The organism is Microbacterium sp. Leaf179 (genome assembly GCF_001423785.1).
Classification (GTDB): Bacteria; Actinomycetota; Actinomycetes; order Actinomycetales; family Microbacteriaceae; genus Microbacterium.
In genome coordinates, this window is sequence record NZ_LMPH01000006.1 from 89,809 (window position 1) to 102,618 (window position 12,810).

General features: G+C 74.0%; 11 protein-coding genes. 7 read left to right on the top strand and 4 right to left on the bottom strand.

The window, feature by feature from the left end; all coding sequences use genetic code 11:
- The first annotated feature begins 50 nt into the window (after positions 1 to 50).
- From ASF96_RS15815 to ASF96_RS15840, 6 genes are all read left to right on the top strand, one after another.
- Positions 51 to 1,148: a heme/hemin ABC transporter substrate-binding protein gene (locus ASF96_RS15815; protein ID WP_055940843.1), complete on the top strand. Its 1,098-nt coding sequence runs from the start codon at positions 51 to 53 to the stop codon at positions 1,146 to 1,148.
- Complete coding sequence (locus ASF96_RS15820) at positions 1,145 to 2,272, top strand: FecCD family ABC transporter permease (RefSeq protein WP_442922531.1); 1,128 nt, start codon at positions 1,145 to 1,147, stop codon at positions 2,270 to 2,272. Before ASF96_RS15815 ends, ASF96_RS15820 begins: the two co-directional genes overlap by 4 nt.
- Positions 2,269 to 3,075, top strand: a complete 807-nt coding sequence (locus ASF96_RS15825) for a heme ABC transporter ATP-binding protein (protein ID WP_082509767.1) — start codon at positions 2,269 to 2,271, stop codon at positions 3,073 to 3,075. Before ASF96_RS15820 ends, ASF96_RS15825 begins: the two co-directional genes overlap by 4 nt.
- Positions 3,072 to 4,238 carry a hypothetical protein gene (locus ASF96_RS15830; RefSeq protein WP_055940845.1) on the top strand — a complete coding sequence of 389 codons (1,167 nt, stop codon included), beginning with the start codon at positions 3,072 to 3,074 and terminating at the stop codon, positions 4,236 to 4,238. Before ASF96_RS15825 ends, ASF96_RS15830 begins: the two co-directional genes overlap by 4 nt.
- On the top strand, positions 4,235 to 5,455 hold the full coding sequence (locus ASF96_RS15835; protein ID WP_156458905.1) for a hypothetical protein: 1,221 nt from the start codon (positions 4,235 to 4,237) through the stop codon (positions 5,453 to 5,455). Before ASF96_RS15830 ends, ASF96_RS15835 begins: the two co-directional genes overlap by 4 nt.
- A 110-nt stretch (positions 5,456 to 5,565) precedes the next feature.
- Complete coding sequence (locus ASF96_RS15840; protein WP_055832894.1) at positions 5,566 to 6,549, top strand: LLM class F420-dependent oxidoreductase; 984 nt, start codon at positions 5,566 to 5,568, stop codon at positions 6,547 to 6,549.
- An 89-nt stretch (positions 6,550 to 6,638) separates the two neighbouring features.
- On the opposite strand, the gene ASF96_RS15845 is transcribed toward ASF96_RS15840, so the two are convergent.
- The 4 genes from ASF96_RS15845 to galT form a co-directional block, all read right to left on the bottom strand.
- Positions 6,639 to 8,102 (bottom strand): carboxylesterase/lipase family protein, encoded by a 1,464-nt coding sequence (locus ASF96_RS15845; RefSeq protein ID WP_055940852.1) that lies wholly within the window; start codon positions 8,100 to 8,102, stop codon positions 6,639 to 6,641.
- A 4-nt stretch (positions 8,103 to 8,106) separates the two neighbouring features.
- Positions 8,107 to 9,099 carry a hypothetical protein gene (locus ASF96_RS15850; RefSeq protein ID WP_055940854.1) on the bottom strand — a complete coding sequence of 331 codons (993 nt, stop codon included), beginning with the start codon at positions 9,097 to 9,099 and terminating at the stop codon, positions 8,107 to 8,109.
- 90 nt (positions 9,100 to 9,189) lie between these two features.
- Positions 9,190 to 10,353, bottom strand: a complete 1,164-nt coding sequence (galK, locus tag ASF96_RS15855) for a galactokinase (protein ID WP_055940857.1) — start codon at positions 10,351 to 10,353, stop codon at positions 9,190 to 9,192.
- Positions 10,350 to 11,519 (bottom strand): galactose-1-phosphate uridylyltransferase, encoded by a 1,170-nt coding sequence (gene galT / locus ASF96_RS15860; protein ID WP_055940882.1) that lies wholly within the window; start codon positions 11,517 to 11,519, stop codon positions 10,350 to 10,352. Before galT ends, galK begins: the two co-directional genes overlap by 4 nt.
- Before the next feature lie 56 nt (positions 11,520 to 11,575).
- Between galT and ASF96_RS15865 the strand changes: the two genes are divergently transcribed.
- A complete protein-coding gene (locus ASF96_RS15865) occupies positions 11,576 to 12,541 on the top strand; it encodes a LacI family DNA-binding transcriptional regulator (RefSeq protein ID WP_156458907.1) in 966 nt (321 codons plus the stop codon).
- Positions 12,542 to 12,810: the final 269 nt, after the last annotated feature.

A 12,810-nucleotide genomic window follows, 5' to 3' on the forward strand; every position in this document is an offset into this window, starting at 1 on the left:
CGCGGCGGGGCAATGTTAAGGATAGGCTCACCTTACTTGGAGGTCTTTTCATGACTCGTCGAACGACCCGCGCCCTCGCCACGCTTGCCCTGGCGATGGTGGTCACCCTCGCCGTGACGGCATGCGACGCCGCCGGATCGGCGCACGGGGGCGAGGCCGTCGCGACGCCGCCGCTGGCCGAGGTGACGCCGCTCGGCGACCCGCTCGCGTGGGAGGGCCCATCGACCGCGGTCGCCGCCTCCGCCCCCATCGACCCCGTCACCGACGGTGCGCAGACGCTGCCGGCGACGGTCACCGACGCGCAGGGCACCACCGTCACCGTCACCGACGCCACGCGCATCCTCACGCTCGACATCTACGGCTCGCTCTCGCGCATCGTGTTCGAACTCGGCCTCGGCGATCACGTCGTCGCGCGCGACGTGTCCAGCGCCTTCCCCGAGGCGGCGCGCCTGCCCGTGGTCACCGAGAACGGGCACGACCTCAACGCCGAGGCGATCCTCGACGCCGCCCCCACCGTCATCCTCACCGACTCGAGCCTCGGGCCGTGGGACACGATCCTTCAGATGAGGGATGCCGGCATCCCCGTCGTCGTCGTGGACTCCCACCGCTCGCTGGACTCGATCGGCTCGCTCATCACGCAGGTGGGAACCGCGCTGGGCGTCCCCGAGCGCGCGGCGGCCCTCGCCGCCCGCAGCACCGCCGACGTCGAGGCGAAGATCGCCCAGATCGCGGCGGTGGCACCGGCCGACCCCGCCCGCAAGCTCCGGATGATGTTCCTCTACGTGCGCGGGCAGTCGGGCGTCTACTACCTCTTCGGCGAGGAGTCCGGCGCCGACAGCCTGATCGAGGCGCTCGGCGGCATCGACGTCGCCGGCGAGATCGGGTGGACGGGGATGCGGCCCATCACCGACGAGGCGCTCGTCGACGCCAATCCCGACCTGCTCATCATGATGACGAAGGGCCTCGAGTCGGTCGACGGCGTCGACGGGCTCGTCGAGCATCTGCCCGCCGTCGCGCAGACCGACGCCGGGCGCCACCGCCGCATCGTCGACATGTCCGACACCACCGTGCTGAGCTTCGGCCCCGCCGCCGCCGACGTGCTCGACGCGCTCGCCGTGGCCGTGTACGCGCCGGAGGCCGAGGGGTGAGCGCGGGCGTCGTCCCGCGCGAGCGGGTGCGGGTCGCCGCGCCCGCGGCGCGGTCCCGCCTGCGGATCCCCGCGGTCTTCGGCGCGCTGTCCGCGGCGCTGGTGGTCCTCGTCGTCGTCTCGGCCGGCAGCGGTCAGCTCTCGATCCCACCCGACCAGGTGCTGGGCGCCTTCGCGCGTGCCTGGAACGACGGTGTGCGCGCGGTCGGGCTGGATGCGCTCGCGGTGGCCCCGGGGGCGGCGGTCGCGCACGTCAACGGCGAGGCGACGCTGTGGCTCATCCGCATGCCCCGCCTGATCATGGCGGTGCTCGTCGGGGCCACGCTCGCCGCCGCCGGTGTGGTCATGCAGGGCGTCTTCCGAAACCCCCTGGCGGAGCCCGGGGTCATCGGCATCTCGTCGGGAGCGGCGGTGGGGGCCTCGGCATCCATCGTCTTCGGGCTGACGTTCCTCGGGCCGCTCACCCTTCCGGTGCTCGCCTTCGCGGGCGGACTGGTCGCGATCGTCATCGTGTACGCCTCCGCCCGCGCCGACGGGCGCACCGAGGTCGTCACGCTCGTGCTCACCGGCATCGCCGTCAACGCCGTCGGGGGAGCCGCGATCGCCCTGTTCACCTACCTCGGGTCGACGCAGCAGCGAGAGCAGATCGTGTTCTGGCAGCTCGGGTCGCTGAACGGCACCCGCTGGGACGACCTGGCGATCGTCGCGCCGATCGCCGCGGTGGGGATCACCGCGTGCCTGTTCCTGGCGGGCAGCCTCGATCTGCTCGCCCTCGGCGAGCGTCAGGCCGAGCATCTCGGCGTGCGCGTCGAGCGGCTGCGGGTCGTCGCCATCGTCGTGATCGCGCTGCTCACGTGCGCGGCCGTCGCCTTCTGCGGGATCATCGGCTTCGTCGGCCTCGTCGTGCCGCACCTCATGCGCATGGTGCTCGGCCCCGGGCACCGGCTGCTGCTCCCCGCCAGCGCGCTCGGCGGGTCGGTCCTGCTCGTGGCGGGCGACCTCGTCGCGCGTACCGCCGTACCGGGGTCCGAGCTTCCGATCGGCATGCTCACCGCCCTCATCGGCGGCCCCTTCTTCTTCTGGCTGCTGCGGCGCGCGCGTCGCCGATCGGGAGGATGGGGATGACGCCGGTGCTGCGCGCACGCGGAGTGTCGGTCGAGGTGGGCGGACGCCGGGTCCTCGACGGCGTCGACCTCGATCTCTCGGCGGGCGAGCTGCTCGCGCTGGTCGGACCGAACGGCGCGGGCAAATCGACGCTGCTCTCGGTGCTGGCGGGAGACCGGGCGCCGGTGGAGGGCTCCGTCGAGCTCGACGGAGCGACGCTCGACGCCTGGCCGGTCGCCGAGCGCGCGCGGCGACGGTCGGTGCTCACGCAGAGCAACGAGGTGTCGTTCCCCTTCGCCGTCCACGACGTGGTGCGGATGGGGCGGGCGCCCTGGCGTCGGCATCCCGAGGCGGCGCGGGATGACGCCGCGGTGGCTGAGGCGATGGCCGCCGGCGAGGTCGAGGCGTTCGCCGAACGACCCGTCACCGCGCTCTCGGGCGGCGAGCGCGCCCGCACGGCCTTCGCCCGCTCCTTCGCCCAGGAGTGCGCGATCGCGCTGCTCGACGAGCCCACCGCGAGCCTCGACATCCGCCATCAGCACCGGGTGCTCGCGCGCACACGCGAGCGGGTGGATGCCGGGGGAGCCGCCGTCGTGGTGCTGCACGATCTGGGACTCGCCGCGGCCTACGCCGATCGCATCGCCCTGCTCGACGGCGGTCGCGTCGTCGCCGCCGGGCCGCCGCGCGAGGTGCTCGATCCGGCCCTGCTCACGCGGGTGTATCGGCATCCGATCGACGTCATCGACGGACCTCGCGGCACGCTGCTGGTCGTCGTCGCCCCCTCCCTCGCCCTTCCCCCCGAGCCCGGAGAACGCATCGCATGAAGAACCTCACCCGCTCCTTCGTCGCCGTCGCGACCGCGTTGGTCGTGGCGGCGAGCGTCGTCGCCGTCACCGACGCCCCCGCGTGGGCCGCCGGATCCGTGTCGGTCACCGGCCCCTCCGGCTCGGCCTCGGTCGATGCGGACTACGCCACCGAGGTGACGGTGTCGGGGTCGGGCTTCCAGTCGATCCCGAACGGCTTCGGCGGCATCTACGTGCTCTTCGGCTGGGTCGACGACGCCGGCGGCGGGTCGTGGCGACCGAGCGCGGGCGGTGTCGTCGGTGAGGACTACCGATACGTCCCCGATGCGGAGTCCGCCGAGAACAACGGGTATCAGCGGTTCCTCGCCTTCCCCGGCAGCCAGACCGAGAGCTCCGCCAACGGCACGCTCGGCGCCGACGGGTCGTGGTCCATCGGCATGGTCATCCCGGGGGCGGTGTTCGAGAGTCAGGATCGCGAGGGGCGGGTCAGCGAGGTGGACTGCCGGCGCGTGACGTGCGGCATCATCACCATCGGAGCGCACGGCGTGAAGAACGCCAACAACGAGACCTTCACCCCGCTGTCCTTCCAGGCGTCGGCCCCCGCCGGGTCGACCCCCGCGGAATCGGCGCCGGCCGGGTCGGCGCCGGTGGCGGCGGGAGCGGTGCGCGTCGGCGTCGAGGCGGGGAGCGTCGTCGCCGGCTCCTCGATCGTCTTCACGGGGCAGGGGTTCACCCCCGGCGAGCAGATCGTCGCCGCCCTCGACGGCGGGCTCACGGCGGTGGGGCCGTTGACCGCCGGAACGCAGGGCGAGGTGGCCGCCGCCCTCCCGGTTCCGCGCGACATCCGCGACGGGACCCACCTGATCACGCTGCGCGGGGCGGGCTCCGGCGGTGTCGCCGAGGCGGAGGTGAGCGTGACGGGGGGAACGAGCGCGACCGCCGCCGAGACGACGCCGGTCGTTCCGACCTGGGCGATCGTGGTGCTGCTGGCGTGCATCGTGCTGTCGATGGCGCTGGTGGTCACGAGCGTCATCACCGCCCTCGTGCGCGCTCGCGCGCGCCGTCGGGCCCGCCGCGCGGCTCGGGTCGCGCCCGCGGGGGCGTCTGCCCCGCCCGCGGGCTCGGGGGCGCCCGCGGCGTCGCCGACCGAACCCCTGCCTCTCTCGGCGGGAGCACCCCGATGAGGTCGATGACGATGCTGCGGGCGGGGATCGCCGTCGCGGTGGCCCTCGTGGCGGGCGTCCCCCTGTCGGCGGCGGCCGCGGGCCCGGGCGACGTGATCGTCACGGTGCCGGGGCCGACGGGATCGGGCGGGGGTGACGGCGCGATCTCGAACGCGCAGCTGCGGTGGGGGCTGAACGCCGAGTCGGGCGGGGGAGCCTTCGCGGGCGGATGCAACTTCCTCAGCGCCGGACGCGCGGGCGACGCGGGGGGATCCCGGGTGTGGACGCGCGACGACGGGCTCTACCGCGCGCAGGAGGGGGCGGTGCGCGTCGAGAAGCCCACCGCCGAGGGCGGGTTCACCACCGCGGCGTGGGAGACGAAGTGCCTCGATCCGACGGGAACCGCCGTGACGGTGTCGTCGACCTCGAGCACGACGGGCAATCAGATCGTCATCGGGGGCGGAACCGGACAGCGCCGCGACGGAGCGCTCGACATCCGGTGGTCGGGGTCGTTCACGGTGGCCTTCTACGGCGGCATGACGTACTGGAGTGTGACCGACCCCCGGCTCACGCTCGACGCCTCGGGCGCGGGCCGGTTGGTCGCGACGGCGAGCGGGTACGGCACGTCGATGGACGATGTCACGGTGTGGAATCCGATCGCCGAGCAAGAGGTGGTGCTCGCCGACATCCGCTCCGCCGACGTGGGCGCCGACCGGGGCTTCTCGGTCACGCCCGAGTTCCGGGGAGTGGTGAGCGTCGGAGCCGGCCAGGTGGCTCGCTCCGGGATCAACGAGGCCTACTGGGGATCGTTCCCGCAGTCGTTCGTCGACTTCCACCGGCAGACGGGGCAGCAGGGGTACTGGCTCACCACCGGGGGAGTCCGGGATGCCGCGAAGCCGGCGTCGCCGGTCACGGTGATCTACGACGCCACCGCGCCCGTCGCGGCTCCCCCCTCGAGCGGGGGCGCCGGCGGGGTCGCCGGGGCGACGCCCGAGAACCCGTTGCGCCGCGCACCGGCGAGCATCCCCGCCGCCGCGTCCGCGGCCTCGTTCCTCGCGATGAACGCTCCGGTGACCACCCAGTCGCAGGCCGCCGGTCTCGTGCCGCCCGCACGGGGTGGCCTGCCGCCCGTGGTCGCGCCGTTGCTGGGGGCCGCCGCGGCCCTGGGGATCGCGATCGTCGCCGTGCTGAGCATGATGGGCGGCCTCCCCTGGCAGCAGCGCCGGGTCGGGCTCTGAGCCTCCGGTCCGCGGGCTCCGGCCCGCGGCACCGCGGCGCCTCGCATCGGGGTGCGGCGGGACCCGGCCGGGGGGTGCGCGATGTCGGCGGCCGCGCCTAGGGTGAGCGCATGGAATTCGGCATCTTCGTTCCGCAGGGCTGGCGCTTCGATCTGGTGGGCATCGACCCCGCCGAGCACTGGCGGGTGATGAACTCGCTCGCGCAGAGCGCCGACGACGGGCCCTGGGCGTCGCTGTGGGTCTACGACCACTTCCACACCACCCCGGTGCCGAGCGCCGAGGCGACGCACGAGGCCTGGACGCTCATGGCCGCCTTCGCCGCGGCGACCGACCGCGTGCGCCTCGGTCAGATGTGCACGTGCATGGGCTACCGCAATCCCGCGTACCTCGCCAAGGTCGCCGCCACCGTCGACATCATCTCGGGAGGTCGCGCCGAGATGGGCATCGGCGGCGGCTGGTACGAGCACGAATGGCGCGCCTACGGCTACGGCTTCCCGCCCATCGCCGAGCGTCTCGGGCGCCTGCGCGAGGGCGTCGAGATCATGCACCAGGCGTGGACCACCGGTGAAGCCACCCTGTCGGGCAAGTACTACGAGGTCGACGGCGCGATCGTGCAGCCGCGTCCGCTGCAGCCGGGCGGCATTCCGCTGTGGATCGCCGGCGGTGGCGAGAAGGTCACGCTCAAGATCGCGGCGAAGTACGCCTCGTACACGAATTTCGGCGGCTCGCTCGACGAGTTCGACCACAAGTCCGAGGTCCTGCGCGGGCACTGCGAGGCGCTCGGTCGCGATGCCGGCGAGATCACCCGCTCGACCAACTTCAACACGATCGTCGCCGCGACCGAGGCCGAGGCGAACGACCGTCTCGCGGCGGTCGTCGCGCGGCTGCGCCCGCACGTGGGAGACGAGCGGGCCGATGCCATCGAGGCCGACTACCGCTCCTCCGACGGCTTCGGCACGCCCGAGCAGATCGTCGAGCGGTTGCGCGAACGCGCCGCCCACGGCCTCGGCTACGCGATCCACTACTTCCCCGAGGCGGCGTACGACACCTCGGGCATCTCGCTGTTCGAGCGCGCGGTCATCCCGCACCTCTGAGCCGACGGCAGGCCCCGGGCGGGTCGAGCGCGGCCCCGCATCGTCCCGAGTGACGCGTCGCGACCCCGCACCTGCGGGCGAGCGGAACGTCAGACCAGCGGAGCCACCTCGGCGTAGGCGTCGAGCTCGACGGGTGGGACGGCTGCCGGAGCGTCGAACACGCGCGCGCGTCGGGACGCGGCATCCCAGGCCGGCCACCCGGGATCGCCGTCGCGCACCAACGAGATCGCGGCGCCGTGCAGCTGGGCGGCCAGGTCGGAGGGCGGTGCGATCCCGGCGATGGTCGTGACCCCGTCGGCGTCGAGGTGGTCGAACCAGAATGGGACGTCGAGGCAGTGGCAGGCGACCCCGAGCTTCGGCGACGGCGACCGCCAGGCGAAGCGGTACACCCACGTGGCCGCACCGCTCCGCGCTCGCGCGACACGGAGCACCGTCGCGCGGATCACCCGATCCGTCGCGTAGCCGCCGAGCACCGCCGCGGCCCCGCGCCGCCGTGTGCGCGCGAGATACGCTCGACGCCTCGAACGGCCGAGCCCCAGGACGGCCAGGGCGAACGGCACCGGGACGAGGCGCAGCACGCGACGGAACCTCGCGGTCAGCATCGTGAACTCGTCGTCGGTCGATCCGATCAGGAGCGGCACGTCGGCGGCCACCCCGTCGGCGAGGGCGTCGAGCGGATGCCGCGGCACCAGGTCGCCGTCGATCACCGGGCCGATCGGCAGCCCGTCGTCGAGCAGCGCGGTGATCGAGGCCAGAACATGCCCGCGCTCCGGGGTGCCGGCCGCCTTCTGCAGGACGACGAGCCGTTCTTCCGGGAGTGACGCGAATCCCCGCCGATCGGCCGTGACGCCGCCGAGCGCGGCGACGCGGTCGGCGAAGCGCCGCGCCTGGTCGGCGTGCACCGCGCCGATGGCGGGCGAGAGGGCCAGGGCGGCGTGGAAGAGTCCGGATGCCGCGGGGCTCGTCATCAGCGCGAGAACCGACCCGCCGCCCGCAGACTGCCCCGCCACCGTCACGCGGGAGGGGTCGCCCCCGAACGTGCGGATCTCGTCGCGCACCCATTCGAGGGCGGCGATCTGATCGCGCAGGCCCCGGTTCGCGGGAGCGCCGTCGATGAGTCCGTATCCGTCGAATCCGATGCGGTACGAGATCACGACCGTGACGACCCCGTCGCGCGCGAACGCGTCGCCGTCGTACCAGCGGCTGGCGGGAGACCCCGAGGTGTAGCCCCCGCCGTGGATCCACACGAGCACGGGGAGGGCGGCATCCGGGGTCGCGTCGACCGGAGCGAAGACGTTGACGTTCAGCGTCGCGTCTCCGGGCACGCTCGGCTCGGGGATGAGGGTGATGCCCGCGTCGCCGCGCTGGGCGGTGGGGCCGTACGCCGTCGCGTCGCGTTCACCCTCCCAGGGCTCGACCGGGGTCGGCGCGGCGAATCGCAGGGCCCCGACGGGCGCCTGGGCGAACGGGATGCCGAGGAACACGGCGGTGGTCCCGCGTCGGAACCCGCGCACCGCCCCTCTCGAGGTCACGGCGAGGGGAGCGGCATCCATCCCCTCATCCTGCCGCGTCGCGCCCGTCCCCCGCACGCGAGGTGCCCGAAGTCCCGTCCCACCACCGCAGCACGCGCAGCGCGAAGAACGTCAGCCACCGTGACGGCTCGCCGGCGGGCACGTCGACGGGGAACCACTCCCGGCCCTCGGGCGGATACGCCTGATGCCAGGTGCCGTCGGGGTCGCGCGAGGCCCGCACCCGGTCGATCGCATCGGCGAGACGGGGGTCGGGCTCGTCGCCGTCGTGCAGCGCCGCGGCGCGGAAGTGGTCGAGCGCGCGCAGCGCGCTGTAGCGGAAACGGAAGGGATAGCCCAGGTGATGCGCCCAGACGTGCCGCTCGCCGGTGGACAGGCGGTGGAGCAGACGCCGTTCGAGCAGGTACTCCTCGGCCGCCTTGCGCGCGGCGTGCAGCTCGGGCGTTCCGCCGGTGCGCCACTCGTCGTCGAGGATGCCGATGACGGAGTTGATCGTCGAGTGGAACGACGACCGGGTCGACCCCTCGACCCACTCGCAGTTCCACCCGCCGTCGGGCAGCCGGTGGGCGACGAACCAGGCCCGGATGCCGTCGACGTCGGCTCCCAGCCACGCTCCGCTCGCGAGGGTGAACGCGTTGATGCACGCATCGACCTCGCCGTGCCAGAAAGGACGGTCCTCGTACTCCCAGCGGGCGTTGCGCTCCAGGAGGCCGGCGGTGTCGGTGCGCAGGGCCGTGGCATCCACCCCCCATTCGCGCAGGCTCATGAGCGACCACGACGTGGCCGTCCACGGCTGCGGCTCCTGTCCGGTGAAGTCCGCCGGGAAGTGCGCGCCACCGGCCCAGAGCCCGTCCTCGCCCTGGGCGGCGAGCAGGCGTGCGCCGAACCCCTCGTGGGCGACGCGGGCGCGGGTGGCCCGCCATCGCTCCTCGGGTGCGTCCAGCAGATCGCGCTCGACCTTCCATCGCAGGCTCGGGTCGCTGTCGGCCAGCCAGGCGAGCACGTCGTCGTCGTCGGTCATTGTCCCTCCCGGTTGTCGGCAGGGTACGCCCGCGGCCCGGGGTGCGTACAGGCCCCGGCGGCGACCCGCAGCCCCGACGCGGCAGGGTCGTCACGCGTCGCGGCGCGCGCCCTCCGACGGGGTCACCGTGAAGATGTTCGGAGCGCGGAACCCGGATGCCGCGAACGCGGCGCGCACGGCCTCGGTCGCCGCCGGGAGGAGGTCGGTGGAGATCAGCGCGATCGCCGCTCCGCCGAAGCCTCCGCCGGTCATGCGGGCGCCCAGGGCGCCCGAAGCCAGCGCCGTCTCGACGGCCAGGTCGAGCTCGGGGACCGAGATCTCGAAGTCGTCGCGCATCGAGACGTGCGAGGCGGTGAGCAGGTCGCCGATGGCGGAGGGCCCGTCGGCGTCGAGGGCGGCGACGGTGTCGAGCACGCGCTGGTTCTCGGTGACGATGTGCCGCACGCGGCGGAAGGTCACGTCATCCAGGATCTCTGCGGCGCGGGGCAGATCGTCGACCGTGAGGTCTCGCAGTGCCGGCACGCCGAAGGCGGCGGCGCCCTTCTCGCACGAGGCGCGGCGTTCGCGATAGCCGCCCGAGGAGTGCGCGTGCTCGACCAGCGTGTCGACGACGAGGATCGACAGTCCCGCCTCGGCGAACCCGAGCGCCACGGGGCGGGTCTCGAGCGTGCGGCAGTCGAGGAAGGTCGCGGCATCCGCGACGCCCAGCATCGACGCCATCTGGTCCATGATCCCCGTCGGTGCGCCGACCGCGTCGTTCTCGGCCACGCGGCCGACCCGGGCGAGGGCGACCTTGTCGAGCCCGGCGCCCCACACGTCGTCGAGGGCGGAGGCCACGGCTCCCTCGATCGCGGCCGACGACGACAGTCCGGCTCCGACGGGGACCTCCGACGCCAGGGCGAGGTCGACGCCGCGGGTCACGGCATCCGGGGCCGCCCGCCGCAGCGCCCACGCGACGCCCAGCGGGTAGCCCGCCCAGTCGAGGCCGCCGGCGGCGATGCGCGCGTCGAGGTCGGCGAGCGACACCTCCACGGTGTCGTCGGAGAAGGTCGAACGCACGCGGATCAGGTCGTCGTCGCGCGGGGCCACGGCGGCGGCGGTGCGCTGGGCGATCGCGAAGGGGAAGACGAAGCCCTCGTTGTAGTCGGTGTGCTCGCCGATGAGGTTGGCGCGACCGGGGGCCGACCACACTCCCGCGAGGGGGCGGTCGGTCAGCGTGGCGAGAAGGATGCGGGCGTCGTCGACGGCGGTCATGCCGTCACCTCCGGAACGGTGTCGAGGGCGGCGCGCAGACGCTCGGCCTGCGACTCGGGGGTCACGTCGCCGATCCAGGCGCCCATGGCGGCCTCGGATCCGGCGAGGTACTTCAGCTTGTCGGCGGCGCGGCGGGGCGAGGTGATCTGCAGGTTGAGGCGCGCGGCTCCGCGTCCGCGCCCGACCGGGGCCTGGTGCCACGCGGCGATGTAGGGCGTGGGGGTGTCGTACAGCGCATCGATGCCGCGCAGCAGCCGCAGGTAGAACGGGGCGAGCTCGTCGCGCTCGGCGTCGGTGGTCTCGGCCAGGTCGGCGACGTGGCGGTGCGGCAGCACGTGCACCTCGACGGGCCAGCGCGCGGCGAACGGCACGAACGCCGTCCAGTGCTCGCCCCGCAGCACGACGCGGTCGCCGGCCGACTCGAACTCGAGGATGCGCTGGAACAGATCGTTCGAGCTCCGCGAGATCGTGTCGAGCAGGCGGTGCGTGCGCGGGGTGACGTACGGGTAGGCGTAGATCTGCCCGTGCGGGTGGGCGAGGGTGACCCCGATCTCCTGCCCGCGGTTCTCGAACGGGAACACCTGGCGGATGCCGGGCAGAGCCGACAACGCCGCTGTGCGGTCGGCCCACGCTTCGATCACGGTGCGGGCGCGGGTGCGCGAGAGCGAACCGAACGAGCCCTCGTGCGCGGGGCTGAAGCAGACGACCTCGCAGCGACCGACCGAGGTGCGGGTGCGACCGAGTCCGAGGTGCTCGAGGTCGTCGTCGCCGCGCGGCGGGTCGACGGCTGCGGGGACGTCGCCGAGCGCGACGTCGAGCGCGGGACCGAACGACGGGGACTTGTTCTCGAACACCGCGACGTCGTAGAGCGACGGGATCTCCGACGGGTTCGTCGGCGTCTGCGGCGACAGCGGGTCGAGGTGCGCGGGGGGCAGGAACGCGCGGTTCTGGCGGTTGGATGCCACGGTGATCCAGTCGCCGGTCAGCACGTCCTGGCGCATGGTGGCGGTGGTCGGCCGCGGGTCGAGCGTGCGGGCGTCGACCGAGCGCTCGGCGCCGAGCGTGGTGCCGGGATCGTCGAAGTAGATGAGCTCGCGGCCGTCGGCGAGCAGCGTCGGGCGCTTGACGACTCCGGCGCCGAGACGCACCGCGGAGGGGGTGTGCATGTTCACGATAACACGCTACAACGCGGTCATGCTATCGTCAACATCGAGGGAGAATGATGCGCGTATCCATGGCCGACGTGGCCGTCCGGGCCGGGGTCTCGGCGCAGACGGTGTCGCGCGTGGCGAACGGCAGCCCCCGGGTCGATCCGGCCACCCGCGCCCGCGTCGAGAAGGCCATGGCCGACCTGGGCTACCGCATGCACCGCGCCGCGCGCGCCCTGCGCACCGGCCAGACCTCGACCATCGGCCTCGTCGTGTCGACCCTCGCCTCGGTCGGCAACTCCCGCATGCTGCAGGCGATCTCCGAGGCGGCCGCGGCCCGCGACTACGCCCTCGCCGTCGTGACGGTCAAAGAACGCGGCATCCGCGACGCCTTCGCCCGGCTGCGCTCGCAGGGCGTCGACGGCGCCGTCGTGCTGAACGAGGCGACCGAGTTGGCGCGCGACGTCGAGCCCCCGGCCGACCTGCACCTCGTCGTCGTCGACTCCCCGCCCGACCCGCGTTTCTCGATCGTGCAGACCGACCACGCCGCCGGGGCCCGCGCCGCCACCGCGCATCTGCTGTCGCTCGGCCACGACACCGTGCATCACCTGGCCGGTCCGGTGCGCTCCTTCGCCGCCGCCGAGCGCGAGCGCGGGTGGCGCGCGGCCCTCGTCGAGGCCGGCGCCACCGTGCCCGAACCGGTCCGCGGCGATTGGACCTCGGCCTCGGGCCACCGCGCCGCGCGTGCGCTCGTCGAGGCCTCCGCCGTCTTCGTCGCGAACGACCAGATGGCCCTCGGGGCGCTGCGGGCCTTCGCCGAGGCGGGACGGCGCGTGCCCGACGACGTCGCCGTGATCGGATTCGACGACATCGTGGATGCCGGCGAATACAGGCCCCCGTTGAGCACCGTGCGCCAGGACTTCGACGCCCTCGGCGTGCGTGTCGTCGTCGCGCTGATCGCGGCGATCGAGGGCGGCGAGCCGGTGGCGGAGTCGGTGCCGACCTCGCTGGTGGTGCGCGAGAGCAGCGTCGCGGGCTGAGACCGTCGCGCCCGTCGCGCCCCGGCTGCCGGGCAGCGGCCGGGGCCGGGTCGCGTGTGGGGCGCGATCGGTGCAGCGGGGCGGTCACCGTGCGCCCCGGTGCACGGAATGCGCCCCAAACTCGCGGAACCCGCCTGCCGCGCCCGCGTGCCCCGCCCGCCGGGCCTGCCGCGCCCGCCCCGCCCGCGTGACCGACCGCCGCGCCTGCCGCGCCCGCCCCGCCGGCCCCGCCCGCCCCGCCCCGCCCCGCCCCGCCCGCCCCGCCGGCC